General features: G+C 72.7%; 26 protein-coding genes. 11 read left to right on the top strand and 15 right to left on the bottom strand.

Annotated features, from left to right (window positions below):
• Window positions 1-46 precede the first annotated feature (46 nt).
• The 4 genes from ACBR40_RS02980 to ACBR40_RS02965 form a co-directional block, all read right to left on the bottom strand.
• Entirely contained in the window at window positions 47-1,207 is a 1,161-nt protein-coding gene (locus ACBR40_RS02980; protein WP_371247264.1) for an FAD-dependent oxidoreductase, read from the bottom strand.
• An 86-nt stretch (window positions 1,208-1,293) separates the two neighbouring features.
• On the bottom strand, window positions 1,294-2,013 hold the full coding sequence (locus ACBR40_RS02975; RefSeq protein ID WP_371247263.1) for a YoaK family protein: 720 nt from the start codon (window positions 2,011-2,013) through the stop codon (window positions 1,294-1,296).
• A gap of 158 nt (window positions 2,014-2,171) precedes the next feature.
• On the bottom strand, window positions 2,172-2,615 hold the full coding sequence (locus ACBR40_RS02970) for a GNAT family N-acetyltransferase (protein WP_371247262.1): 444 nt from the start codon (window positions 2,613-2,615) through the stop codon (window positions 2,172-2,174).
• A 43-nt stretch (window positions 2,616-2,658) separates the two neighbouring features.
• Entirely contained in the window at window positions 2,659-3,243 is a 585-nt protein-coding gene (locus ACBR40_RS02965) for a TetR/AcrR family transcriptional regulator (RefSeq protein ID WP_344216558.1), read from the bottom strand.
• A gap of 168 nt (window positions 3,244-3,411) precedes the next feature.
• On the opposite strand from ACBR40_RS02965, the gene ACBR40_RS02960 reads away from it, so the two are divergent.
• The 6 genes from ACBR40_RS02960 (at window position 3,412) to ACBR40_RS02935 (ending at window position 9,422) form a co-directional block, all read left to right on the top strand.
• Complete coding sequence (locus ACBR40_RS02960; protein ID WP_371247578.1) at window positions 3,412-4,956, top strand: MDR family MFS transporter; 1,545 nt, start codon at window positions 3,412-3,414, stop codon at window positions 4,954-4,956.
• Between the two features lie 217 nt (window positions 4,957-5,173).
• Window positions 5,174-6,178, top strand: a complete 1,005-nt coding sequence (locus ACBR40_RS02955; RefSeq protein ID WP_371247261.1) for a glycoside hydrolase family 11 protein — start codon at window positions 5,174-5,176, stop codon at window positions 6,176-6,178.
• An 82-nt stretch (window positions 6,179-6,260) separates the two neighbouring features.
• The gene (locus tag ACBR40_RS02950; protein ID WP_371247260.1) at window positions 6,261-7,349 is read left to right on the top strand and encodes a sensor histidine kinase; all 1,089 of its coding nucleotides are present in this window, start codon (window positions 6,261-6,263) and stop codon (window positions 7,347-7,349) included.
• On the top strand, window positions 7,346-7,939 hold the full coding sequence (locus ACBR40_RS02945) for a response regulator transcription factor (RefSeq protein WP_364451911.1): 594 nt from the start codon (window positions 7,346-7,348) through the stop codon (window positions 7,937-7,939). The genes ACBR40_RS02950 and ACBR40_RS02945 overlap by 4 nt, the downstream gene beginning before the upstream one ends.
• Window positions 7,940-8,001: 62 nt before the next feature.
• Window positions 8,002-9,111 (top strand): hypothetical protein, encoded by a 1,110-nt coding sequence (locus ACBR40_RS02940; RefSeq protein WP_371247259.1) that lies wholly within the window; start codon window positions 8,002-8,004, stop codon window positions 9,109-9,111.
• Window positions 9,112-9,167: 56 nt separating this feature from the next.
• Window positions 9,168-9,422 carry a hypothetical protein gene (locus ACBR40_RS02935; RefSeq protein WP_344216568.1) on the top strand — a complete coding sequence of 85 codons (255 nt, stop codon included), beginning with the start codon at window positions 9,168-9,170 and terminating at the stop codon, window positions 9,420-9,422.
• Between the two features lie 73 nt (window positions 9,423-9,495).
• On the opposite strand, the gene ACBR40_RS02930 is transcribed toward ACBR40_RS02935, so the two are convergent.
• Complete coding sequence (locus ACBR40_RS02930) at window positions 9,496-9,651, bottom strand: hypothetical protein (RefSeq protein ID WP_329576518.1); 156 nt, start codon at window positions 9,649-9,651, stop codon at window positions 9,496-9,498.
• Window positions 9,652-9,813: 162 nt separating this feature from the next.
• Between ACBR40_RS02930 and ACBR40_RS02925 the strand changes: the two genes are divergently transcribed.
• Window positions 9,814-11,268 (top strand): AAA family ATPase, encoded by a 1,455-nt coding sequence (locus ACBR40_RS02925; RefSeq protein ID WP_371247258.1) that lies wholly within the window; start codon window positions 9,814-9,816, stop codon window positions 11,266-11,268.
• Between the two features lie 59 nt (window positions 11,269-11,327).
• Here ACBR40_RS02925 and ACBR40_RS02920 read toward each other — a convergent pair whose 3' ends face one another.
• The 6 genes from ACBR40_RS02920 to ACBR40_RS02895 form a co-directional block, all read right to left on the bottom strand.
• Window positions 11,328-11,717 (bottom strand): STAS domain-containing protein, encoded by a 390-nt coding sequence (locus ACBR40_RS02920; protein WP_371247257.1) that lies wholly within the window; start codon window positions 11,715-11,717, stop codon window positions 11,328-11,330.
• A gap of 19 nt (window positions 11,718-11,736) precedes the next feature.
• The gene (locus ACBR40_RS02915) at window positions 11,737-12,102 is read right to left on the bottom strand and encodes a helix-turn-helix domain-containing protein (RefSeq protein WP_344216575.1); all 366 of its coding nucleotides are present in this window, start codon (window positions 12,100-12,102) and stop codon (window positions 11,737-11,739) included.
• Between the two features lie 101 nt (window positions 12,103-12,203).
• On the bottom strand, window positions 12,204-12,602 hold the full coding sequence (locus ACBR40_RS02910; RefSeq protein WP_344216577.1) for an ATP-binding protein: 399 nt from the start codon (window positions 12,600-12,602) through the stop codon (window positions 12,204-12,206).
• A 111-nt stretch (window positions 12,603-12,713) separates the two neighbouring features.
• Window positions 12,714-13,076 (bottom strand): STAS domain-containing protein, encoded by a 363-nt coding sequence (locus tag ACBR40_RS02905; RefSeq protein ID WP_344216579.1) that lies wholly within the window; start codon window positions 13,074-13,076, stop codon window positions 12,714-12,716.
• Between the two features lie 362 nt (window positions 13,077-13,438).
• Entirely contained in the window at window positions 13,439-14,119 is a 681-nt protein-coding gene (locus tag ACBR40_RS02900) for a helix-turn-helix domain-containing protein (protein WP_344216582.1), read from the bottom strand.
• 63 nt (window positions 14,120-14,182) lie between these two features.
• Complete coding sequence (locus ACBR40_RS02895) at window positions 14,183-15,403, bottom strand: cytochrome P450 (RefSeq protein ID WP_364451928.1); 1,221 nt, start codon at window positions 15,401-15,403, stop codon at window positions 14,183-14,185.
• Between the two features lie 137 nt (window positions 15,404-15,540).
• On the opposite strand from ACBR40_RS02895, the gene ACBR40_RS02890 reads away from it, so the two are divergent.
• Window positions 15,541-16,494: a cation diffusion facilitator family transporter gene (locus tag ACBR40_RS02890; protein ID WP_344216586.1), complete on the top strand. Its 954-nt coding sequence runs from the start codon at window positions 15,541-15,543 to the stop codon at window positions 16,492-16,494.
• On the opposite strand, the gene ACBR40_RS02885 is transcribed toward ACBR40_RS02890, so the two are convergent.
• Both ACBR40_RS02885 and ACBR40_RS02880 read right to left on the bottom strand, forming a co-directional pair.
• Window positions 16,476-17,612: an NlpC/P60 family protein gene (locus ACBR40_RS02885; protein WP_364451934.1), complete on the bottom strand. Its 1,137-nt coding sequence runs from the start codon at window positions 17,610-17,612 to the stop codon at window positions 16,476-16,478. The genes ACBR40_RS02890 and ACBR40_RS02885 overlap by 19 nt on opposite strands.
• A complete protein-coding gene (locus ACBR40_RS02880; protein WP_344216590.1) occupies window positions 17,612-17,908 on the bottom strand; it encodes a hypothetical protein in 297 nt (98 codons plus the stop codon). The genes ACBR40_RS02885 and ACBR40_RS02880 overlap by 1 nt, the downstream gene beginning before the upstream one ends.
• A gap of 154 nt (window positions 17,909-18,062) precedes the next feature.
• Between ACBR40_RS02880 and ACBR40_RS02875 the strand changes: the two genes are divergently transcribed.
• The gene (locus tag ACBR40_RS02875; protein ID WP_344216592.1) at window positions 18,063-18,701 is read left to right on the top strand and encodes an HNH endonuclease family protein; all 639 of its coding nucleotides are present in this window, start codon (window positions 18,063-18,065) and stop codon (window positions 18,699-18,701) included.
• A 17-nt stretch (window positions 18,702-18,718) separates the two neighbouring features.
• Here the strand turns inward: ACBR40_RS02875 and ACBR40_RS02870 are convergent, their stop codons facing one another.
• Window positions 18,719-19,270, bottom strand: coding sequence for a hypothetical protein (locus tag ACBR40_RS02870; protein WP_371247577.1), 552 nt, complete (start codon window positions 19,268-19,270; stop codon window positions 18,719-18,721).
• Window positions 19,271-19,319: 49 nt separating this feature from the next.
• Between ACBR40_RS02870 and ACBR40_RS02865 the strand changes: the two genes are divergently transcribed.
• Both ACBR40_RS02865 and ACBR40_RS02860 read left to right on the top strand, forming a co-directional pair.
• Complete coding sequence (locus ACBR40_RS02865; protein WP_371247256.1) at window positions 19,320-20,492, top strand: M48 family metalloprotease; 1,173 nt, start codon at window positions 19,320-19,322, stop codon at window positions 20,490-20,492.
• Window positions 20,489-21,484: a hypothetical protein gene (locus ACBR40_RS02860; RefSeq protein WP_371247254.1), complete on the top strand. Its 996-nt coding sequence runs from the start codon at window positions 20,489-20,491 to the stop codon at window positions 21,482-21,484. Before ACBR40_RS02865 ends, ACBR40_RS02860 begins: the two co-directional genes overlap by 4 nt.
• A 3-nt stretch (window positions 21,485-21,487) precedes the next feature.
• On the opposite strand, the gene ACBR40_RS02855 is transcribed toward ACBR40_RS02860, so the two are convergent.
• On the bottom strand, window positions 21,488-23,323 hold the full coding sequence (locus ACBR40_RS02855; RefSeq protein ID WP_371247253.1) for a DUF2264 domain-containing protein: 1,836 nt from the start codon (window positions 23,321-23,323) through the stop codon (window positions 21,488-21,490).
• Window positions 23,324-23,340 lie beyond the last annotated feature (17 nt).

Genomic DNA, 23,340 nt, shown 5'->3' with positions numbered 1-23,340 from the left:
AAGCGGGCGCTTCAGTCGTCCGCGAGTGCCCGCTCGCCCGGCCGGGTCAGCGGGCGAGGCGGGTGCTGACGCCGGTGACGAGCCGGCCGAACAGCCAGGTGGCCAGCCGGTCGGGCAGCGCGACGGCGCCGCGCAGTGCGGCCTCGCTCTGGAACGCCGTACGTGGCCCGGCGGTCGCCACGCCCCGGGTGGCGGCCGTCGAGGCCAGGGCGGCCCGCCGCCTGCGGGCTCGCTCGTAGGCGGGCAGCGCCGCGGCGGCGTTCTCGCCGGTGGCTCCGGTGAGGGCGTGGATCAGCGCCGCGACGTCCTCCAGCGCCTGGCCCGCGCCCTGGGCCAGGATGGGCGGCATGGCGTGCGCGGCGTCCCCGATGAGCACGCTCCGCCCCCGGCGCCAGGGCAGGGAGGCGCGGCGCCTGGTGTGCGGGAAGAGCTGGAGGTCCTTCTCCGACAGCGCCGCCAGCAGGGCGGGGACGGGCGCGCCGTAGCTCGCGTACCGTTCGCGCAGGGCGGCCAGCGCGCGTTCGGGGTCGGCCTCGTCGCCGGGCCGCCATCGCAGGTCGATGAGCCATTGGAGCATGCCGTCGCCCGCGGGGAGCAGGCCGACGAGGCCGAGGCGGCCGAGGAAGAGCAGGGAGCGGGAGCCGAGGTCGAAGGGGGCGGGGATCAGTCCCTGCCAGGAGGCCGCGCCGGTCGGGCGGGCGCCGGTCGCCGGGGCGGCGCCGAAGAGGGCGGAGCGGACCGGGCTGTTGGCGCCGTCGGCGCCGATGAGCAGGTCGGCGGCGTGCTGCGTGCCGTCCTCGGTCTCGGCGCGCACGGTCCGGCCGTCGTCGTGGAGCCGGATGACGCGGGCGCCGAACCGTACGGTGTCCTCCGGCAGGCCCTCGGCGAGCCGGGCGATCAGGGTGCGGCGGGGGATGACCATCGTCGGGGCGCCGAGCTCGCGTTCCAGCCGGGCGGTGTCCACCGTCATCAGCGGCCGGCCGCGGGCACTGCGCGCCTCCAGGGTGTCGAGCCGCCGGCCCAGCCCTTCCAGGGGGACGCCGAGGTCGCGCAGGACGGTGGTGCCGTTGCTCCACAGGATGATCGCGCAGCCGCCGTCCCGCAGCGCGGGCGCGCGTTCGAGGACGGTGACCTCGTGTCCCGCCGTCCGTAACCCCCTGGCCGCCGCCAGCCCGGCGATGCCGGCTCCCACGATGACGATGCGCATGACCCACCCCTCTACCGTTGGTAGTACTACCTCCAGTAGAGCAGAAGGGGTCCGCAGTCCATGATCCGGATGCGGCGGCGGCCGGGTCAGTGCAGGAGAGTCGCCACCGTCACGGCGGTCAGCACCGTCGCGAGAGGGATGGCGGGAAGAAGGGCGGGCGCGTACGCGAGCACCAGCGCTCCCCCGGCGCCCCCGACGGGGACCGCGGTCAGGACCGTCAGGTCGCGCAATCGGGCCCCCTGCGGACGACCGACCGTGATGAGCGCGGCGACGACGCCGGTGAGCGTCCCGGTCAGGTACGTCGTCGACACCGGATGGCCGCCGCCGAGCCCGCGCATCGCCGCGCTCTGCAGGCCCATCGCCCCGGCCGCCAGGGCGAGCAGCCCGTGCAGCGGGACGGCGGCGGGCCGGGGACCGGCGGCCACCCAGCCGGCGGCGAACACGGCGAGCACGGCCAGCTCCACCGCCAGCGCCGCGATCACCCCTCGCGGGCACCTCCACCCGGCCCCGGCCGCCGTCTCCCGCCTGCTCCGGAAGCGGCTCGTGATGCGGGTGCCGCCGAGGACGCCCGCCACGTAACCGCCGATGGCCGTGACCCCGGTCAGGAGCTGGGCGAAGGCGGCGGTGCCGATCGCGAACCCGCACACCACCAGGTTGCCGGTCATGACGCTGCTGAACACGCCGCCGAGCCGGGCGAACCCGGCCACGTCCAGCGCGCCGGTGCCGACGGTGAGCGTGACGGCGAGCACGGCCAGCCGCCCTCCGCCCTCGGCCGGCGGGACCGGTGCCGGCGGGCCGGCGGGCATCAGCCGGGTGCGGGCGCGCGGGTGCCGGGCGTCGTCCCCGCCTCGGTGAGCCTCATCCGCGCCTCCGCCCTCGTCCCGCTTCCGGAGCTCTACCCCGGCCGTCAGGACGGGCCGGCCCGGCGGGCGCGATCATTGCCGGGTCTTTGCGCGGGCGCCGGTCAGGAGGGCGGGCTCACGTAGTGGTGCAGGAGCGCGGGCTCGCCGGCCGCGTTCAGCCAGGTGGCGCGGCTGCTGCCGGTGCGCCGCCAGCCGGAGCGCTCGTAGCGGGCGATGGCCGCCTTCCCCTCGGAGGAGACCTCCAGCGTGACCGGCCGCCCGCCCGCGGCGGCGCGTACGGTGTCGAGGAGCAGCCCGGCGAGCCCCCGCCCCCGCGCGGCCGCGACGACGAACAGCCGGGTGACCTCCAGGTCGGCGGTCAGCCCCACGTGCCCGAGCACCGCCGCGTCCTCGACGGCCACCCACGCCCGCTCCAGCCCGCGGGGGGTGAGCCAGCCGCCGGGGTCGTCCGGCCAGTCCACCGGGTAGCGGTCGGCGACCTGCACCTCGGCGAGGGCCTTGACGCACGCCTCCAGGTCGCCGGGGGTTCTCGGGCGGATCAGCACACCGGCCAGCCTAGAGCGGCCGGCGTGGAGCAGCGGGCCGGGGTCAGCGGAACCGGCCCGCGATCTGGTCGAGCGCCTGGTCGATGAGGTCGCGGAAGTCGCGTTCGTCGTTGCCCGCGCACCACCACTGGGTGGCGACGCGCAGCGCGGCCAGGAACGCGGCGGTGATCACCTCGGGCCGTACGCCGTCGGGCAGGGCGCGGCCGGTGACCGCCTCGGTGAGCTCGTTCTCCAGCCGGACCCTGACGGTGAGCTGCCGGGCCAGCAGGGAGGGGTGGCGCATGGCGAGGCGGGTGCGGACGAGCAGGTCGCGGTCGCCGCCGCCGGCCTCGTGGTAGAGGACGTCCATGGCGGCGCGCAGCGCCTGCCAGGCGGTCAGCTCGGGCGGCTGGTCGCGTACGCGCCGCACGAGCGTGCCGAGGCGCTGCTCGTCGCCGTAGAGGAGGGCGTCCTCCTTGCCGGCGAAGTAGTTGCTGAACGTGCGGCGCGAGATGTTGGCCGCGTCGGCGATGGCCTCGACGGTGACGTGGTCGAGGCCGTGTTCGAGGGTGAGCCGGAGCGCTGCCTCGTGAACCGCCTGGCGGGTCTCGGCCTTCTTGCGCTCACGCAGCCCTGGCGTGCTGCTCATGATGGAAAGAAGTCTACCCGCCGGGAATATATGCCCAGTGCGCAAAGTTTTCCCGATGTGCATGTAAGGTATCCGGGTCCCGCGATCCGGGATCATCCCTGACGTTCGTTCCCCCACAGGAGGTTGCGCGTGAGCGCACAGCCGGCAGCGCCGTCCGCGGCGGAGCCGATGACCCACAAGCAGGTCCTCGAAGCACTGAGCGGCCTGCTCCTCGTGCTGTTCGTCGCCATGATCAGCGGCACCGTCGTCTCGGTGGCGCTCCCGCAGATCATCGGCGCGCTGAACGGCAGCCAGTCGCAGTACACCTGGGTCGTCACCGCGTCCCTGCTGGCCTCGACCGCCTCGACCCCGATCTGGGGCAAGCTCGCGGACCTGTTCAACAAGAAGCTGCTGCTCCAGATCGCCATCGTGATCTTCATGGTGTCCTCGCTGGCCTGCGGTTTCGCCCAGAACACCGGGCAGCTCATCGCCTTCCGCGCGATCCAGGGCCTCGGCATGGGCGCGCTGCAGATCCTCGCCCAGGTCGTCATCGCCGCCATGATCAGCCCGAAGGAGCGCGGCCGTTACAACGGCTACCTCGGCGCGGTCATGGCCGTGGCCACCGTCGGCGGCCCGCTGCTCGGCGGCTTCATCGCCGACACCTCGTGGCTCGGCTGGCGCTGGTGCTTCTTCATCGCGGTGCCGTTCACCGTCGCCGCCTTCGCGCTGCTGGCCAAGACCCTGCACCTGCCCACCGTGCGCCGCACGGACGTGACCATCGACTACTGGGGCGCCGCGCTCATCGCGGCCGGCGTCAGCGTCCTGCTCATCTGGGTGACCTTCGTCGGCAACTCCTTCGAGTGGCTGTCCTGGCAGACCGCGGCCATGGTCGGCGGCGGCGTGGTGCTGCTCGCCCTGGCCACGTGGGTGGAGGCCAAGGTGCGCGAGCCGGTCGTGCCGCTGCACGTCGTCCGCCGCCGCGACCCGGCCCTCGCCATCCTGGCCAGCCTCGCGGTCGGCATGGCGATGTTCGGCGGCGCGGTCTTCCTCGGCCAGTACTTCCAGATCGGCCGCGGGTACGGCCCCACCGCCGCGGGCCTGCTGACCATCCCGATGATGGTCGGCGTGCTGTTCTCCTCGACGATCAGCGGCCGGATGGTGTCCAGGAGCGGGCAGACCAAGCCGTACATCCTGGTCGGGCTGGTCGTGCTGCTGGCGGGCTTCGTCGGGCTGTCGACCATCGACCACGAGACCTCGCTGGTGCTGGTGTCGCTCTACATGCTGGCCGTCGGCGTCGGCGTCGGCATGTCCATGCAGAACCTGGTGCTGGTCATCCAGAACACCGTCCCGCTGCGCGAGATCGGCGCGGCCAGCGGCGCGATCACGTTCTTCCGCTCGCTCGGCGGCACGGTCGGCGTGTCGGTGCTCGGCGCCATCCTGGCCAACCGGGTGGCGACCAGCATCGCCGAGGGCCTCGCCAAGGCGGGCATCCCGGTGACGGGAAGCCAGGCGGGCAGGAGCCTCAACATCGCCGACATGCCCGCGCCGATCGTGCCGATCGTCCGGGCCGCGTACGGCGACGCCACCGGCCACATCTTCCTCGTCTCGGCGGGCATCGCCGTGGTGGGCCTGATCGCCGCGGCGTTCCTGCGGCCCGCCACGCTGCGCGACAGCCTGGACCTGCCCGAGCCGGCCGGTGAGGCCGCCGAGCAGAAGGTCGCCGGCAAGGCCTGACCCTCGCCATCAAGGCCGCGTCCCTTCAGGGGCGCGGCCTTCTTTTTGTTCGGAAACTCTCCGAAAGTTTCAAGGACTGCCGGACGCGTTCTCCCTGACTACTAGAGCCGTGGACGTGCCGGCGAGGTCGCCACGACCGCCTGAGGCGTTGACATCCTTCTTGACGGATCCGATACTTTCGCCAGTCTGCCGATAATTTCGAGGTAGAGGAGATCCGATGAACGATGCCCCGACCCGTCACCGACCCCGCCGCGGCGGCCGGCTCCGGCTGCTCCTCGGCGGCGCCTCGGCCCTCGCGCTGATCCTGTCCGCGCTGGTCATGCCCGGCACCGCCGGCGCCGACACGACCGTCACCTCGAACCAGACGGGCACCGACAACGGCTACTTCTACTCGTTCTGGACCGACAGCCCCGGCACCGTCTCCATGAACCTCGGCTCCGGCGGCAACTACAGCACGTCCTGGAGGAACACCGGCAACTTCGTCGCCGGCAAGGGCTGGAGCACCGGCGGCCGCAGGACGGTCACCTACTCGGGCAGCTTCAACCCGTCGGGCAACGCCTACCTGACCCTCTACGGGTGGACCCGGAACCCGCTCATCGAGTACTACATCGTCGACAACTGGGGCACCTTCCGGCCCACCGGGACGTACATGGGCACCGTGACCAGCGACGGCGGCACGTACGACATCTACCGGACCACCCGCTACAACGCCCCGTCCATCGAGGGCACCAGGACCTTCGACCAGTACTGGAGCGTCCGGCAGTCGAAGCGGACCGGCGGGACCATCACCGCCGGCAACCACTTCGACGCCTGGGCCGGCAAGGGCATGAACCTCGGCAGCCACGACTACCAGATCCTCGCGACGGAGGGCTACCAGAGCAGCGGCAGCTCCAACATCACGCTCGGCAGCTCCTCCGGGGGCGGCGGGGGCGGCGGCGGAGGGGGCGGCGGTGGCGGCGGCTGCTCCGCGACGCTCTCCGCCGGGCAGCAGTGGAGCGACCGCTACAACCTCAACGTCGCCGTCAGCGGATCGAGCAACTGGACCGTGACGATGAACGTCCCCTCCCCCGCCAAGGTCATCGCCACCTGGAACATCAGCGCCAGTTACCCGAACGCCCAGACCCTCACCGCCCGGCCCAACGGCAGCGGCAACAACTGGGGGGTGACGATCCAGCACAACGGCAACTACACCTGGCCGACGGTCTCCTGCAGCGCGAGCTGACCAGCTGATCCGCCCCTCGCCGGACCGTGCCCATGACATTCGTCAGGGGACGGCCGGCGATGGGCTGTATAGGCTGCTTGGCGTGAAGGGCAGGCTGTGGAACTGTCTCTACCTCGTCGTCCTGGTGTGGCCGCTGCCCACGTTCCTGGCCTCCTCCCCCTCCCCCGGGCGGGTGGCGCTGGCGACGGCCGGACTGGCCGCCTTCGTCGGGCTCTACCTGGGGGTCATGTGGTGCGTGGAGCGGTCGCGCCGCACGGCGGGCCTGCTCGCCCTGGCCCTGCTGTACGCGGTCGCCGCCGCGATGACGCCGCTGCTGGGCGAGCTGTGGCTGTTGTCGATGTGGTTCTTCCTCATCGCGGCGGTGGCCGTGTCGCTGCCGGAGCGGGCGCTGCCGGTGGCGGCCGGGGCGACGATCCTGGCCGTCACGCTGGCCTTCCCGCTGCTGCTCGGCCTGTCGCTGGCCGAACGCTGGTGGTTCCCGCTGCAGGGCGTGATCTTCGCCGTCGCGATGCGCGCCTTCCTGCGGCTGGAGTCGGCGAACCGGGCGCTCAGCCAGGCCAACGCCGAGGTGGAGCGGCTGGCCGTGGACAACGAGCGGCTGCGCTTCGCCCGCGACATGCACGACCTCCTCGGTCACAGCCTCGCGGTGATGACGGTGAAGAGCCAGCTCGCGGCGCGGCTGGTCACCGCCGACCCGGAGCGGGCGCGGGCGGAGGCCGAGGAGGTGGAGGAGCTGTCCCGGCAGGCGCTGGCGGACGTGCGGGAGGCGATCACCGGCTACCGGGAGCTGTCGCTGGCGGATGAGCTGGACGGCGCGCGGCGGGCGCTCGCCACCGCCGGGGTGCGGCTGGAGGTGGCCGCCGGGCCGCTGCCCGCCGACGTGGAGCCGGTGCTGGCCTGGGTGGTGCGGGAGGGGACGACCAACGTGGTACGGCACAGCGGTGCCCGCCACTGCCGCATCCGGCTGGGGGTGCGGGGCGGGGAGGCGTACGCGGAGGTGAGCGACGACGGCGGCGGATGCCGTACGGACGTCGCAGGCGCGGCGGGCAACGGGCTGCGGGGGCTGGCCGAGCGGGTCGAGGTGGCGGGCGGCGTCCTGGACGGCGGCCCCGCCGAGGGCGGCGGCTTCCGGCTGAGCGCCCGCCTGCCGCTGGCGGGCGCGGCCGCATGATCCGGGTGCTGCTGGCCGACGACCAGCACCTCGTACGCGCGGCGCTGGCGGCCCTGCTCGGCCTGGAGCCGGACCTGGAGGTGGTCGGCCAGGTGAGCCGCGGCGACGAGGTGGCCCCGGCCGTCACCGCGCTCCGCCCCGACGTGGTGCTGCTCGACATCGAGATGCCCGGCCGCGACGGCCTCACCGTCGCCGGGGAGCTGACGGGCGTGCGGGTGATCATCCTGACCACGTTCGGCCGGCCGGGCTACCTGCGGCGGGCGATGGACGCCGGCGTCGCCGGGTACGTGGTCAAGGACGCGCGGGCCGGTGAGCTGGCCGACGCGGTGCGGCGGGTGCACGCGGGCGGCCGGGTGTTCGACCGCAAGCTGGCCGCCGCCAGCGTCTCCACGGGCGCGAACCCGCTGACCGGCCGGGAACGGGACGTCCTGCGGGCCGCGGCGGAGGGCGGCACCGTCGCCGACATCGCCCGCCGCCTCCACCTGTCGGACGGCACCGTGCGCAACTACCTGTCGTCGGCCATCGGCAAACTCGGCGTCCGCAACCGCGCCGAGGCCGCCCGCGCCGCCGAGGCCAAGGGCTGGCTGTGACCCGCGCGCCCTGCTGACGAACGTCACTACCGGCCCCGCCGGGGCCTGGCGACGCTGGATTCATGGGAAAACGGCTTGTGCCCGCTCTCGGGCTTTTCGTGCTGTCCCCGCTGGCGGGCGAGTTCCTGCTGGGGAACCTGCCCGTCACCGCGCTGCCCGCGCTGATCGTCCTGGCCCCGCTGTACGGGGGCGGCGCCCTGCTCATCCGCGAGCTGGCCCGTCGGCGGGGTGCGGGCTGGCCGGGCATGGTGCTGCTCGCGGTCGCGTACGGGGTGGTGGAGGAGGGGCTGCTCACGCGGTCCCTGTTCGATCCGCACTTCGCCGGGATGGACCTGGCGTCGTACGCGTGGCTGCCGGGCGTGGGCGTGAGCGCCTGGTGGACGACGTTCGTGCTGGGCGGCGTGCACGCGGCGGGGAGCGTTCTCGCGCCGATCGCGGTCATGGAGGCCCTGGTGCCGTCCAGGGCGGAGGAGCCGTGGCTGGGCCGGCCCGGCCTGGTCGTGGCCGGGGTGCTGTACGCGCTGGGCGCGGCGGCGACCGCGCTGAACCCGGACGCCTACCGCGCGCCGGCGGGACAGCTCGCGGCGGCGGCCGTGACGGCGGCCCTGCTGACCGCCCTCGCCCTACGCCGCCACCGGCCCGCCGCCACACTCGCAGAACAGGCGCAGGGGCAGGAGCGGGAGCGGGAGCGGGAGCGGGCGCAGGAGCAGGGGCCGGAGCGGGCCCAGGCGCAGGAGCAGGAGCGGGCGGCGGAGCGGGCACGGGGGCAGGCGCCGGGACGGGCGGTGAAGCGGGCGCCGGGGGCGGGGGCGGTGCTGGGGCTCACGCTCGTGGCGGGCCTCGCCTTCTGGCTGGCCGCGCTGACGATCGACGTCCTCCGCGCGTGGCCGGCCGTGGCCGCGAACCTCGCCCTGTACGGGGCGGCGTACGCGCTCGTCGCCCGCTGGGCGCGCCGGACGGGCTGGGGGGCGGCCCAGCGGTTCGCGCTGGGCGCGGGCTGGATGCTCACCTACGCCTGGCACTCCTTCCCGCAGCCCCCGGCCCTGCCCGCCACCCCGGCGGTGGACCTGGCGGGGAACGTGGCCTTCGCCGCGGCGGCCGTCGTCCTGCTCGCCGTCGCCTGGTCCCGGGTCCGGTCGGCACACGGGGCGGAGGAGACCGCCACGCTCTGACTCTCCGCAACGGGGTGTTTTGCCCGGTCCTGACCGTTGCTCTGGCACCGTGGAGTATGGCCATATTGGGGGAAGAACGCTGGCACACCGCCATCCGGGACCGCGCCGCGACGCTGGCTTTTCCGGAGTGGACACCGCGCGCGGAAGACTGGGCGCAGCTCCATACGGGTTTCATCGACGATGGGACGCCCTATACCGAGGTCTCGGTCTACCGGGACGACGACGGCCGGCAGCGCATCCATTACCGCCGCTACATCGCCGAAGAGCTGCAGCATTTCTGGACCCGGCTGATGAGCGAGTCCGGCGACTGACCCCGCCGGCGTCGTCCCGGACAACGCAAGGTGCCCTGCGGCCGGAGGCCGCAGGGCACCAGCACGTCAGGCGTCAGCCCTGGTCGCCCGGCACGTTGTTCTTCCAGTCCTCGGGCTTGGCGGCGCCGGGCTTCTTCTCGGCGCCGTTGCGGCCCGGCATCGCGCCCTTGGCCTTGCCCTTGTTCTTGTCCTTGTCGCCGCTCTTCGGCTTGCGCGCGTCCTGAGCCATCCGACTTCCCTTTCTGCGTGTCACGGAGAGAAGCGGTTCACTACTCCCCGTACACGCGGATGCCCTCAGGGGAGGTCCACGAACGACCGAGCGGCCAAGATGCGACAAAGCACGTTAAATAACGCCGCGCGGGCCGGAATCCCGTGCGGCATGATGGCGATCGTGACGGACATCGATCCCGCGAGCGCGCGGGCCCTGGCCGAGAGCCTGCGGCAGGTCTACAGCGCCGTGGCCGAGAGCATCGGCGCCGACAACGCGGCCTCCCCCCTGATCACTCAGGTGACCGAGCACCTGGGCTGCCCTCTCAGCGACGTGGTGGTGGTCGAGGAGAGGTACCGCTTCTACGAGCACGCCGCGCTGCAGATCGCCACCGATCTCTACCTCGACCGCCACTCGCCGGGTGCCCGCTGGTTCGGCATCGTCGGCGGCGAGCGCCGCTGGGAGAGCATCATCAACATGCTGCTGGCCGCGATGCGTGACGGGAGCCGGCTGCTCGGCCGCCCCGACTACGGCACGGCCGCGATCGGGCCCGAGACCACGATCGAGGTCGTGCAGCTCGGCCTGGTGGCCACCGTCGCGCCCGACGGCACGCCGGTGGTCCTCGCGCTGAGCGAGCGCGAGGACCACGAGCCGCACACCCTGCTCACCGTGCTCACGGCCGAGCGGGGCACCGCGACGGCGGTGCGCGAGGAGATCGACCGGCTCAAGCGGGAGCACGACCCGCTCCGCGGCCAGGTGCTCAGCTTCGGATTCAGCGAGCACCGGGACAACGAGCTGCTCACCTTCCTGCCCCGCCCCGAACTGGCCGCCGAGGAGGTGGTGCTGCCGGAGGGACGGCTGGAGGCCATCGAGGAGCACATCGTCGGCATCGCCGAGCTCGCCGACCGGCTGACCGCCGCCGGCCAGCACCTGCGCCGCGGCCTGCTGCTGTACGGGCCGCCGGGAACGGGCAAGACCCACACCACCCGCTACCTGATCGGGCGGCTGCGCGAGCACACGGCGGTGCTCATCACCGGGCCCGCCATGCGGCGCATCGACTACGCGGTGGCGCTGGCCCGCACGCTGCAGCCGTCCCTCGTGGTCATCGAGGACGTCGACCTCATCGCCGAGGACCGCGGCCACCACGAGACCAGCCCGCTGCTGTTCTCCCTGCTGGACGCGATGGACGGCATCGGCGGCGACGCGGACGTGACGTTCGTGCTGACCACGAACCGGGTCGAGGCGCTGGAGCGGGCCCTGGTCCAGCGGCCGGGACGGGTGGACCTCGCGGTGGAGGTGCCGCGTCCGGACGCGGCGGCGCGGGAGCGGCTGGTCCGGCTCTACGCGCGCGACCAGCGGATCGACGCCGACACCGGGAAGGTGGTCGCCGCGACCGAGGGCGTGACGGCGTCGTTCGTGAAGGAGCTGATGCGGCGGGTGATCCTGATCGCGCTGCGCGCCGGCGCGCCCGCGCTCACCGACGAGCACTTCGACACGGCGCTGCGGGCGATGGCGGGCGACGACCAGTCACTCACCCGGGCCCTCCTCGGGTCGCAGGAGGGCTCACGGGACGGGGTGATCCCGGCCGACCCGAAGGACACCCGCACCCCGGCCCGCCTGTCACCGCCCGCCTGCTGACCTCCGCCGCTCACCCGCCGCCCACCGCCCCGCCCGGGCGGGCGGGCGGGCGGGGCCGGTCACTCGCCGACGGCCTTGGCCGGACCGGTGGCCTCGCCGGGCAGCAGGGTGGCCGCGGCGCCGGTGATGGCGAGCAGCCGGGCCGGCATACCGTGCACGCCGGTCAGCACGAGGGAGCCGCCGCGCCGCCACGCCTCGCGCTGCACGCCGAGCAGCGCGCTCAGCCCCGCGCAGTCGCTGAAGCTCAGGCCGGCCGCGTCGATGACGATCCTGCGTACGCCGCGGCTCAGCAGCTCGTCGCAGGCGGCGCTCAGCCGCGGGCGGGTGAGGATGTCGAGCTCGCCGTCGAGGCGCACCACGGCGTCCCCGTCGCGCTCCTCGACCAGGACCGTCAGCCAGTCGGGCGCGCGGCCGCCGGGCAGCGCGTGGCCGGATTCGTCGGTGGTCATCGGCATCGGGTGGCTCCTGTCACGACGGAAGAGAAGGCGCGCGGCGGTCGAGGTCTCCGTCCGGTCGCTCCTGGCCGGGCGGGTGGTCGTCGGTGAACAGGGACAACAGCCCTTCGATCTGATGGTCGGCGTCGGCGGGGTGGCGGAACGGACGGCTGGGGTCGACGCTGTAGCGGGTGCGTCTGCCCACGCGGGTGCGGGTGATGTAGCCGCCGCGTTCCAGATCGGTCACGATGTTCTGGGCGGCGCGCTCGGTGATGCCGATCGCGGCCGCGATGTCGCGCACCCGCGCGCCGGGATCGCGGGCGATCTCGGTGAGCACCCGGGCGTGGTTGGTCAGGAACGTCCAGGACCGGTCCGCCGGGGAGGAACGCACCTGCTCCATTGATCCTCCTGGTGGTCGCGGATGGGTGGTGTGCGCACGTCCTGGCGAAATACTATTACGGAAAAGTTTTTCGTGAAAGTGGGGGGCGCACCACGCGCCGTTCAGTGAGCGGTCGGACCCGCGTAGTCCATGTAGAGGCGGAGCCGGGAGTGGCCGTCCGGGTGGTCGAGGTCGACCCGGTCGCAGACGCTGCGGATGATGAACAGGCCCATGCCGCTCGTGGGGTTGCGGGCCGGGAGCCGCCTCAGGTGCTCGGGGAGGAGGGTGCCGCCCTCGTCCAGGATCTCGACGACCATGCCCTTGTCGCCGGCGCGGGCGACGAGCCGGCCGCCCTCTCCGCCGTGGTCCAGCACGTTCGTGACGGCCTCGTTGACCGCCAGGACCAGCAGCTCCACCCGTCTGGCCGTCATGCCGGACGTCAGGGCGTGATCGCGGAGCACCGCCCGGACCGCGCCCAGGTCCGTGCCGGTGGGGAGGCTCAGTTCGAGCAGGTCGCTCAACGTGTCATGTCCCGTCTCGTCAACGTGCCGCGGCTCACGGGCGGATCCGTCCACTGTGAGACCGCCCGCCCGCCGGAGAGGCAGTCGGGGCTCCTGATGCCGGCACGACGGTCATTCCGGACGTATCAGCCCGTTCGTGGCGTGGTCGAGGTCGTCGTAGGCGGGCAGCTGCTCCTCCAGCTGGGTGATCTCCAGCAGCGCCGCCATGCTCGGGTTCACCTCGATGAGCCGCAGGCCGCCGCTCCGCTCGCGCGCCCGCTCCTGCGCGATGACCAGCGCGCGCAGCCCGCTGGAGTCGCAGAAGGCCAGGCCGCCCAGGTCGCAGACGATGTGCGGGCACTCGTGCGGCGCGCCGCCGAGCAGCTCGTCGAACGCGCGCGACAGGTCGGGCTGGGTCTGCCTGTCGAGCTCACCGCTCAGGGTCAGCAACCAGTAGCCAGGCCGGCGCTCCACCTCGATCGCGAGTGCCGTCACCGCTTTCCCCTCAAGGTCCGTGATCCAGGCCGGACGTCTCGTCCGGGCCGTCGCGGAACCCCCGCGGCGGCTAGGCGGCAAGCCTACGCGGACGCGGACGGCCCGCGGTACGCCCCTCCTGGCGCCGCATCTCGGGGAATCGCCCACAATCGTCTTCACTGGTCGTCGACAATCTTGTTTCTTCGTGGTCCACACCTGGTCGCGTCCGATTCCCGCGGTGGTCGCGGCGAGGGCGCCCAGATCCGGCGTCAGGCACGCTCCCGCAGCGGTTCACGGCATATGTCCCGCAGCATTGTCAGCCGCCCCTTCCCCCCGCCGCCACGCCGAAACCCGGGCGTTCAGGCGTGGATGAACGGCGGAATTCAGCCGGGGAGCAGGGCGGAGCTGAGGCCGAGAACGGCGGTGACGAGATTGTCGCCGAGCCGCCGCCAGGCCCGTTCCGCCTCGTCCGGCGTGGCCTCCCCTGCGGCCAGCTCGGTCTCCAGGTCGGCGCACATGTGGACGAGGAGCAGCCGGATCATGGCCGCGTGCCGCTCGGTGAGCTCGGCGTCCCGCCCGGCCCCGGCGACGGGGTGGAGGCGGTCGAGGCGCTGGAAGGAGGGCGTGCAGGTGTACGCCCGCCGCGCGTGCTCGCGCAGCCCCGGATCCACGACGGCCTGCGCGAGGAAGCGCCCGTACCAGGAGGGGGTGCCGAGCTCGACGTGATGCTCGATGCCGGGCTCGACGACGCAGGCGATCCACTCGCGCGGCGACGCCTCACCCCGCTCCTCCAGCACGGCCACCAGCCGGGACCGGTGCCGTTCGACCGCGGCCGCGTGCTGCTCCAGGATGGCGACGATCAGCTCGTCCCGGGAGCTGAAGTGGTACTGCACGGCGGAGTTGTTGCGCTGCCCGGCCGCCTCGCGGATCATCCGCATGGAGACGCCGGCGAAGCCGTGCTCGGCGTACAGGCGTTCGGCGGTCCGCATGAGCTTGTCCCGGGCGCGCAGCGAGCGCGGGGACGGCCGGGAGGACGGCGCGGGGACCGCCGTGCTGACGTTCATGACCGTCCTTAATGATGAATTCGGCGCAGTCTTTCCCCGATTATCACCACGGACGCGGCCGGCTCACCAGGTCACCCACACCTCCTGGAGCCCGCCGGCGATGCCACCGGTGCGCAGCCGCAGGTCGGACGGGTGGTCGCGGAGCCCGAGGCCGGGCAGGCGCCGGGTCAGCAGGCCGAGCACGACCTGCAGCTCCACGCGGGCCAGCGGCTGGCCCAGGCAGTAGTGCGGGCCGGCGCCGAAGGTGAGGTGCTGGGCGACGTTGGGCCGCCTGGGGTCGAATCGGTCGGGGTCGGGGAACTTCGCCGGGTCGCGGTTGGCGGCCGTGGTGCTGGGGATCACCGTGCTGCCCGCGGGCACGAGGGTGCCGCTCAGCTCGACGTCCTCGGTGATGTACCGGGGCACGCCGCCGATGATCGACAGCGTGCTGTCCAGGCGCAGCACCTCCTCGACGGTGCCCGGGATCAGGTCGGGGTCGTCGACGACGGCCTCGTAGCGGGAGCGCTCGGACAGCAGCACGGCCGTCATGATCGCGATCATGTTGGAGGTGGTCTCGTGCCCGGCCAGCAGCAGCCCGCGCACGGTGGAGATCAGCTCGTCCTTGCCGAGCCGGCCGTCCTCGGCGTCGCTGATCTGGGTGAGCTCGCTCAGCAGGTCGTCGCCGGGATCGGCGCGGTTGCGGTCGACGAGGTCCGACACGTAGGCGTTGAACTCGCTGTAGGCCTGGTCGACCTCCTGCTGCGTGTAGGCGGTCAGCGTGAGCATCACCCGCGACCAGTGCGCGAACTTGTCCTGATCCTCGGCCGGCGCGCCGACCAGGGCGCAGATGACGCGCACCGGCAGGGGCAGCGCGAGCCCGGTCGTCAGGTTGCCCGGGGAGCCCTTGGCGAGCATGGCGTCCAGCAGGTCCTCGGCCATGGCCTGGACGCGGGGCCGCCACACCTCCATCTTGCGCTGCGTGAACCAGCCGCTGAGCAGCCGCCGCCACCGCAGGTGGCCCTGCCCGTCGCGGATGGCGGAGCCGCCGGCCCGCTGCCGGCTGAACACGCCGCCGTCCTCGGTGGTGGCCAGCCGGGCCGCGCCCTCCCTGGCCAGGTCACGGCTGAAGCGCGGGTCGGCCATCACGGAGCGGGCGTCGTCGTAGCGGGTGACGAGGGTGGCCACGTCGCCGCTCGGCAGGCGTACGTGCGCCACCGGGCAGCCTTCGCGCAGCTCGGCGAGCTGCGGCGGCGGCTCCAGCGCGGCAGGGCGGTCGAACGGGTATGCGGGGATCTCGTCAGCCATCGCTTTGGCCCTCCAGCCGGTGAGTCCGACCCTCCGAATATAAGATGATCATCTTATTCCGGCAACGTCCGCCCGCCGCCGCGTTGTTCCCGCCCGCTTCTGGGTACTGGCGAGGCTTCCGATCGAGAGGAGGCGGCGTGAGCCGAGGCGGTTCCCAGCAGGCGACCCTGGCGGCCCTGGCGGCCAACATCGGGATCGCGGTGATGAAGTTCGTGGCGTTCCTCTTCACGGGCTCGTCGTCGATGCTCGCCGAGGGCATCCACTCCGTCGCCGACTCCGGCAACCAGGGGCTGCTGCTGCTCGGCCGGTCACGCTCGAAACGCGGGCCCACGCCGGCCCACCCGTTCGGGTACGGCCGCGAGCGGTACTTCTACGCCTTCCTCGTGTCGGTGGTGCTGTTCTTCGGCGGCGGCCTGTTCGCCCTGTACGAGGGCTACGAGAAGATCAGCGACCCGCACCCGTTGGAGAGCTGGCCGTGGGCGGTCGGGGTGCTGCTGGGCGCGATCGTCATGGAGGGCCTGTCGCTGCGCACCGCCGTCCGCAACGCCAACCGGTTGCGCAAGAACCGGTCCTGGACCCGCTACATCCGCGACGCCAAGGCCCCGGAGCTGCCGGTGGTGCTGCTGGAGGACGCCGCGGCCCTGACCGGCCTGGCCTTCGCCCTGATCGGCGTCACCCTCGCCCTGATCACCGGCAACACGGTCTGGGACGGGGTCGGCTCGGTCGCGATCGGCGTCCTGCTGATCATCGTGGCGGTGACGCTCGCCAGGGAGACCAAGAGCATGATCATCGGCGAGGCCGCCTCCCCCGAGATCCAGCGCTCCATCGAGGACGTGCTCAGGGACGACGACGTCATCGCCGGTTACACCCAGCTCCGCACCCTGCACCTGGGGCCGGAGGACCTGCTCGTGGCCGCCCGCGTCACCGTCGCGGGACACCGGGAGTCGGACGCGGTCGCCGAGGCGCTCGGCGAGACCGAGCGGCGCATCCGCGACCGGGTGCCGATCGCCTCCGTGATCTACCTCTCCCCTGCCCCCGCCACCGAGCAGGAGCGGCGGCAGGGCGACCAGGATCAGGTGAAGCGGCGGTAGCTGACGGCGCGGCCGTCGTTGGCGACGGTCCCGATGCTGACGGTGGACCCGGCGTGCGGCGCGTGGATCATCTTGCCGTCGCCGATGTAGACGCCGACGTGCCCGGCGGGGTTGCCGAAGAAGACCAGGTCGCCGGGCTGCGGCGTGCTGACCGGCGTGCCGCTCGCCTGGTAGCCGGCGGCGGTGGTGTCGCCGATCTTGATGCCCGCCTGGTTGAGCACGTAGTAGACGAGGCCGCTGCAGTCGAAGGCCGACGGGCCGTTGGCGCCCCACACGTACGGCTTGCCCATGTGCAGTCTGGCGGCCTCCACGATGCGGGCGCCGGTGGCGGTGCCCTTCTCGAACGGCAGGGGCGTCGGCGGCGGGCCGTCCCCGGCGTAGCCGGCCCCGGGTCCGCCGCCAGGCCCGCCCCCGGTTCCGCCCATCGGGCCGGCCCCGCCTCCGTCGTTGCCCTGCAGGGTCGTCTTCGGCAGCGGAGCGGGCTCCCACTTCACCGTGTGGCCCGGTCCCGGCACGAACGTCTGGTCGCCGGACGCCTTGATCGCGGCGAACGTCGCCGCCCGGTCGCTCGGCGCCTTGGTCTCGGCGGTCGCCCAGTCGCCCAGGAGCTTCTTGACGTCCTTCATGGCCTGGGTCACGGCCGTCTCGGCGTCCTTGCCGTGCGGCCGGGCGTCGGTGAGCGCCTTGGCGACCAGGGGCTTGACCGCGGCGTCGTCCTCCTTCTTGTCGGCCTTGGGGTGGGCCGTCCGCCAGGCGCGCACGTCGTCCAGCAGCGTGTTGCAGATCCCCTCGACCTTCGACTTGGCCGTCTCCAGCGCCTGGGCGGCGTTGTCGAGTGCGCCCGCGCTGTTGGTCAGGGCGTGGTGGAAGGCCGTGCCCGCGCGCTCGTAGCCGCTCATGTAGGTGACGAAGGCGTCCGCGGACCCGCCGTTCCACGCGTTGTCGACCGTGCGGACCGCGGCGCTGACCCGGCCGGCGTAGCCGTCGACCTTGCCGGCCGCGCCGCGCCACCGCTTGGCGATGCCGCGGATGGTCTCGGGGCTGCCGCTGACCTTGCGCAGCAGCTCGGCCAGCTCGGCGCCGTCCGGCAGCGCGGCGACCTGCTCGGCGACGCCCATCAGGAGTCCGCCCCGCTGGCCAGGTTGGCGTTGCGGACGTTCTGCCGCACCTTGTCCAGCGCCGCTTCGACGCCTTTGAGCTTGGAGCCGGCCTGGCCCAGCTCGCCGCCCGCCTCCTTCTCGATCGCGTCGACGGCGGAGGCCAGGCCGGAGGAGTCGGCCAGCTTGCCGAAGATCAGGGAGTCGGTGGCGCCGGCGGGATAGCCCCCGGCCAGCTCGGTCGCTTCCTTCCCCACCCGCAGCGCGACGGACGCACAGTCCTCCAACGCCTGGAAGTGGACTTCTAGCCCGCCCATCGCCAGCTCACCCCGTGTGTTCGCCGTGATCTCCGTCGGTGCGGGATCCATCTTGCACCAATCGCCCCTTCTGACGCATCCGTCCGGCCGGATCGGGCCCGCCTTCCCGATGTATCGGCACCGAGCGCACGTGAATGCTGGTAAGGGTTGAACCATGATCTTCTTCAGGCGGGCGGCCCAGGCCGCCGTGCTCGCGTCCCTGACCGTCCCGATCGTCCTCGTCGCCGCCGCGCCACCGGCCGCGGCCGAGGCTGGGTCGGCGGCGCGGGCACGTCGCCTGCTGGATCAGCTCAAGGTCGCCCGCCCGCTGCCCATCCGCGGATACAGCCACCAGCGGTTCATGCCGCGCTGGGCGCACCACAAGGGCACCTGCGACGCGCGCGAGACGGTGCTGGCCCGCGACGGGCGGCGGGTGCGCAGGAACGCCGCCTGCCACCCGGTCAAGGGCGCCTGGTACAGCCCGTACGACGGCAAGTGGCTGAAGAGCGAGCGCCTGGTGGACGTGGACCACGTGGTGCCGCTCGCCTACGCCTGGCGTTCCGGGGCCAGCCGGTGGAGCCAGGCGAAGCGGCGGGCGTTCGCCAACGACCTGACCCGCCCGGAGCTCATCACGGTCAGCCACTCGGCGAACCTCGCCAAGGGCGGCCAGGGCCCGCAGAGCTGGCGGCCGCAGCGGCGCGCCTACTGGTGCAAGTACGCCACCTCGTGGATCACCGTGAAGCACCACTACCGGCTGTTCGTCACGCGGAGGGAGCGGGTGGCACTGCTCAACATGCTGCGCACCTGCCGGTGACGCCGTGCCGTCACGGATCAGGCGTCGTCCACCTGCTGGAGCTCCGCCAACGCCGCCGGGACGCCGTCGCTCTGAGCGGAGGTGACCGCCGGCGTCTCCGGAGCTCCGGCCGGGCTCGCCGGCTCGGCGGCCTGCCTTGCGGGTCCGCCGGACCCCTGCGTGACGGGCTCTGTGGCCAGCTTTCCCAGCTGCTCGGCCAGCGCGCTCAGCTCCTTCGGGCCGAGCCTGCGCACCCGCTGCGCCGAGATCTCGAACTCCAGGCCGTCCGCCCGCCTTACCGTGATCTTCGTGTCGGCGGTCCGGTGCCTGAGCCAGGCGATCGCGGCGGCGGCGAACGCCACGCCCGCCGGGCCCAGGAGGTCCAGCACGATCATGGAGATGGGCTGGCTCACGCCGGGCGCCGTTCGGCTCCCGCCGCCGGTCAGATGTGCCCTGCCACGGAGCTTCTCCTGGGAGTTGAGATATCGGGCGAGCTCCGCTTGCGGTTCGCCGGAGTTGCCGATGCTTCGGACTTGGACTTCTATCCTCAAATCCGAGCTCCTCTCACTGAAGCCGCCAGGGTACGGCATACTTCCCGTTATCCATAACACCCCCTCATCAGAATTAGCCACAAAAATCATGCCACTACCCGAAATGTCGCCTTCTGCTCCCATTGGGCAGCGATTACCGCTACTCGAACGACTACTGACCGGTCGCCCCACCGGCTTCCCGAACCTGCTGATCTGGCTGGAATTCGGCATCCTGCGCAACCTGCGCGGAGCGCTGACGGCGCTCATCGCCGCCTGGCTCTACATTCCCGTAGCCCTCACCGCGGCGGTCACCCTCGGCCTGTACGGCGCCATGCTCGCCACCGTTTTCTCGGCCGCCTCCACGGATGGCACCATTTTCGCATCCCTCCATATTCCACTCTTAAGTGACGCCTTCGCCACCCTGTCCGCGAAAACGGGGGGCGTCGGCGCCGCCATGACCGGCGCGGCGCTCGGAATGGCGATCGGCTTCCTTCTCGGCCTCGCCTGGGTCTTTCTGAGCCCGTTCGACAACGGCCTGATCGACGGCTTCGCCGTCCTCCTCGTCACCATCGCCCTGGGCGTCGTCGTGGGCTTGCTCTACACGCTGTACCGCGTGGTCTTCGAGCGGAAACTCCTCCACATCACGGGCGCCCGGCGCATGAGCCGGCGGGAGGCGGCGCTGATCCTGCCACTCGTCGAGGAGGCTGCTGCCCGGCTGGGACTCCCCAACCATCCGCCCGTGCTCGTCGACGACAGCAACGAGCCCGTCGCTCACGCCTATACCAGGCATATCGTGATCACTCGCGGATTCCTTGAACACTTCGCCTACGATCGTGAGACGATCTCCGCGATACTCGCGCACGAGCTGGTGCACTGGCGCAACGGAGACCCGATCTCCGCCAGCTTCGTCCGGGGCGTGGCACTGCCGTTGTACGTGGTCCAGGCCGCCGCGGGTTCCTTGCTCAACCAGACGCGCAACTCGCTGCTGCGTTTCCTTCTCTGGACGGTCTTCTGGCCGGTCTTCGTCACCGTCCGCTACCTCGTCGTGCCCATGCAGGCGACCGACTCCCGGGAGGCGGAGTACCGCGCCGACCAGGGCGCCGTGCTGGCGGGCTACCGCGCGGGCATGCGCCACATACTGAGCGACCTCCGCCGGTCGTTCGAGGGCGGGCGCAACGGCTGGGCCGCGGCGATCTGCGCCTCGCATCCTCCCCCTGAGCTGCGCCTGGAACGACTGGAGGAGCCCGGCCGCGCTTACTCCCTGCCGGAGGACGGATCATGACGGTCACGTACCCCCAGGGCGATCCGGCCAGCGCGCTGATCGACTACAGGTCCAGGCGACGCCAGTTGGCCATCGGCGCCGCCGTCTTCATGGCGTTGGTCGTGCTCGTGGTCACGCTGAAGATCGTGCAAGGCGTGTTCTTCACGCCCGAGAGCACGGTCCGCGCGTTCTTCCAGGCGCTGGCCGACCGGGACGCCGGCGCGGCCGGCGGTCTCGTGACGCCGGCTCCGGGGCGAGAGCTCGCCGGTGAGGACCTGCGCGGCGACGCCGTGCTCAAGTCGTCCGGCTACAGTCCTCCGACGGGCGTCCGCGTGGAGCCGGCTGCGGTCGGGGAGGACGATCAGGCCACCGTCAACGTGAGCTACCTGCTCGCCGGGCAACCGCAGCGGAGAACCTTCACCCTCAAGCGCGACGAACGAGCGACGGAGGGCCCGTTCCGTGCGTGGCGCATCGTCGAGGGCGCGATCCAGGAGGTGTACGCCCGGGCGGAGACGGCCGAGACGGTCCTGGTGGCCGGGACGCCGGCGATCGTGAGCCGCGGACTCGTGAACGCCTTCGGCTATCCCGGCGCCTACCAGGTCACGCTCCCTGAGCAATCGCTCCTGCGGGCCGATCCGGTCACCGCGTACCCAGGCGTCGATCGGCACATACCGGTCGCACTGCTGCGCCCCACCGTCAAGCCCACGGCCCAGGGGGAGGTCGATCGACAGGTCCGCAAGTTCCTCGACCAGTGTTCAGAGAGCCCCGGGACCGAGGACACCAATTGCCCACGACCGTGGGCGTTCCTCTCGTCCCCGGACCTGACACAGATCAAGATCCTCCGCTACCCGACGTGCGAGATCACCATCTCCCAAGGCCAGGTCCTCGTCAGGGGAGAGTTCCAGGCCGGCGTCCAGCGGAAACCGCCGTACGGCTACAGCGGGACCTCCACCTACGTGGTGTCCGGCATCGTGACCGCGACGGACGGCGCCGTGGTCTTCCAGCCCGAATGATCTTCACGTCCCCTCGTTCAGGGGGACGCGTACCGGCTCGCCCGTGGACAGGGTGATCACGGCCTCGTCCGCCGTCACCCGTACCTCCGGCAGGGGCGGCTCGCCGGGGGCGGCGGTGAGGAGGATCAGGCTGACGTACACGGCCGTGCCGCCCGGGTGGGCCGGGCAGGTGACGTACGGGGTGGCCGAGCACGGGCCGAAGGCGTTGACGCCGTCGCCGGTGACGACGCCGGCCGAGGTGAAGCCGTGCAGGCCGCGCGCCGCGCTGGTCAGCCCGTCCGGGCGCCGGGCCACGGCGTGGACGCCCTCGACGTGCGTGGCGGGGGGCAGCCCGTCGGCGAGGGCGTGGCCGCCGTCGCGGACCAGGTGGCCGGCGGGCGCGGTGACCTGGTGGACGCGGATCTCGGCCGGCCCGTCCGCGACCGAGGTGGTCACCACACGGACGTCCCCGTCCCGGTACGCGGAGGCGGCCACCCGCTCCCCCACCGCCAGCGGCTCGATGCGGCGGCGACGCGAGGGGACGCCCTCCGGGGACACGACGGCGAGCTGGTTGTCGGCCGCGTCCGGCGCGAAGTCGGGGCCGGTGTGGCTGGTGTAGGCGAGCCGCAGGTAGAGCGGATCGGGCTCGCCGTCCTGGCGCTGGACGCGGTCGCGGTCGCTGCCGTGGTTGAGCAGGCGTACGACGCCGTCGGCGCGGGTGGCGTGCAGCAGCCAGCCGGCCGGGGGCACGGGCACGACCTGGTCGGCGAGGTCGACAAGCGCGGGCTCCTCCGGCGCGGCCCAGGCCGGGTGGTCCGGCGGCAGGAGCAGGCCGAGGAACGCCTTGCTCGCCCAGTACGGCGAGGCGGGACCCGAGTAGTCCTGGGTGCCGGGCGGGAAGGGGGCGTACCAGCCGCAGGTGAGCAGCCCGCGCTCGTCGGGCGCGCCGCGCTCGGCGAAGTGACGCAGGACGCCGCTCGCGATGCGCCGGGTGCGGCCGGGCGGCAGCGGCGAGGCGCCGGTGAGCTCGCCCAGCCACAGCGGGACGGCGGTCGCGAACCGGTAGATGAGGGAGCGGCCCTGGTGGACGGGCCCGCCGTCGGCGGCGAAGAAGTGCTGGTAGTCCTCCAGGAACAGGCGCAGGCGGGCGGCGTAGCGCTCCTGGCGGGCGGTGTCGCCGGACATCCTGGCCCACAGCGACGGGTAGAGGTGCAGCGCCCAGCCGGTGTAGTAGTCGAAGTTCTTGCCCTTGCCGTCGGAGTACCAGCCGTCGCCGGCGTACCAGTCCTCGATGCGCTCCAGGCCGGCTTCGATCTCGGCGGGCTCGTACGGGCCGCCCGCCTCCGCCAGGAACTGCTCGACGACCACCCGGAACATCACCCAGTTGTTGTCCGGCGTACGCCGTCCCAGCATCCCGGCCAGCCAGGCGAGCACCCGCTCCTGGACGGCGGGGTCGAGCCGGTCGTACAGCCAGGGCCGGGTCTCGTGCAGCGCCAGCGCGATGGAGGCGGCCTCGACCAGCGGCTGGGACATGTCGGTCAGCGGCGGCCAGGCGCAGGGGTGCGCGGGGTCGGTGCCCGCGGCCAGGCCCTCGGCGTAGCGTTCCACCAGCGCGGGCGGGACCTCGCCGCCGGCGCTGGCGATGCGGAAGGCGGCCAGCAGGAACGTCCTGGCGAAGCCCTCCAGGCCGTCGCTGACGGGCCCGGACCGGCTCGGGATGCCGGGCAGGCGGTACTGGGCGAAGCCGTCGGCAGCGTACGGGACCACGGCGTCGAGCAGGCGGTCGGCCATGGCCTCCCAGTGCGCGCGGGTCCAGCCGGTACGGGGTGACAGGCGGTGGTCAGGGGGTGGGAGAGGCATGGAACGGGATCCTACGC

Source organism: Nonomuraea sp. AD125B (assembly GCF_041402765.1).
Taxonomy (GTDB): domain Bacteria; phylum Actinomycetota; class Actinomycetes; order Streptosporangiales; family Streptosporangiaceae; genus Nonomuraea; species Nonomuraea bangladeshensis.
Note: the sequence above shows the minus strand (reverse complement) of the source record. Positions and strands in the feature narration are given on the sequence as shown.

Coding starts and splice junctions, on each gene's coding strand:
- ACBR40_RS02980 (WP_371247264.1), bottom strand. CDS start 1,207: ATGCGCATCGTCATCGTGGGAGCCGGCATCGCCGGGCTGGCGGCGGCC.
- ACBR40_RS02975 (WP_371247263.1), bottom strand. CDS start 2,013: ATGCCCGCCGGCCCGCCGGCACCGGTCCCGCCGGCCGAGGGCGGAGGG.
- ACBR40_RS02965 (WP_344216558.1), bottom strand. CDS start 3,243: ATGAGCAGCACGCCAGGGCTGCGTGAGCGCAAGAAGGCCGAGACCCGC.
- ACBR40_RS02960 (WP_371247578.1), top strand. CDS start 3,412: ATGACCCACAAGCAGGTCCTCGAAGCACTGAGCGGCCTGCTCCTCGTG.
- ACBR40_RS02955 (WP_371247261.1), top strand. CDS start 5,174: ATGAACGATGCCCCGACCCGTCACCGACCCCGCCGCGGCGGCCGGCTC.
- ACBR40_RS02945 (WP_364451911.1), top strand. CDS start 7,346: ATGATCCGGGTGCTGCTGGCCGACGACCAGCACCTCGTACGCGCGGCG.
- ACBR40_RS02940 (WP_371247259.1), top strand. CDS start 8,002: ATGGGAAAACGGCTTGTGCCCGCTCTCGGGCTTTTCGTGCTGTCCCCG.
- ACBR40_RS02935 (WP_344216568.1), top strand. CDS start 9,168: ATGGCCATATTGGGGGAAGAACGCTGGCACACCGCCATCCGGGACCGC.
- ACBR40_RS02930 (WP_329576518.1), bottom strand. CDS start 9,651: ATGGCTCAGGACGCGCGCAAGCCGAAGAGCGGCGACAAGGACAAGAAC.
- ACBR40_RS02920 (WP_371247257.1), bottom strand. CDS start 11,717: ATGACCACCGACGAATCCGGCCACGCGCTGCCCGGCGGCCGCGCGCCC.
- ACBR40_RS02915 (WP_344216575.1), bottom strand. CDS start 12,102: ATGGAGCAGGTGCGTTCCTCCCCGGCGGACCGGTCCTGGACGTTCCTG.
- ACBR40_RS02900 (WP_344216582.1), bottom strand. CDS start 14,119: ATGAACGTCAGCACGGCGGTCCCCGCGCCGTCCTCCCGGCCGTCCCCG.
- ACBR40_RS02895 (WP_364451928.1), bottom strand. CDS start 15,403: ATGGCTGACGAGATCCCCGCATACCCGTTCGACCGCCCTGCCGCGCTG.
- ACBR40_RS02885 (WP_364451934.1), bottom strand. CDS start 17,612: ATGGGCGTCGCCGAGCAGGTCGCCGCGCTGCCGGACGGCGCCGAGCTG.
- ACBR40_RS02880 (WP_344216590.1), bottom strand. CDS start 17,908: ATGGGCGGGCTAGAAGTCCACTTCCAGGCGTTGGAGGACTGTGCGTCC.
- ACBR40_RS02875 (WP_344216592.1), top strand. CDS start 18,063: ATGATCTTCTTCAGGCGGGCGGCCCAGGCCGCCGTGCTCGCGTCCCTG.
- ACBR40_RS02870 (WP_371247577.1), bottom strand. CDS start 19,270: ATGCCGTACCCTGGCGGCTTCAGTGAGAGGAGCTCGGATTTGAGGATA.
- ACBR40_RS02865 (WP_371247256.1), top strand. CDS start 19,320: ATGCCACTACCCGAAATGTCGCCTTCTGCTCCCATTGGGCAGCGATTA.
- ACBR40_RS02860 (WP_371247254.1), top strand. CDS start 20,489: ATGACGGTCACGTACCCCCAGGGCGATCCGGCCAGCGCGCTGATCGAC.
- ACBR40_RS02855 (WP_371247253.1), bottom strand. CDS start 23,323: ATGCCTCTCCCACCCCCTGACCACCGCCTGTCACCCCGTACCGGCTGG.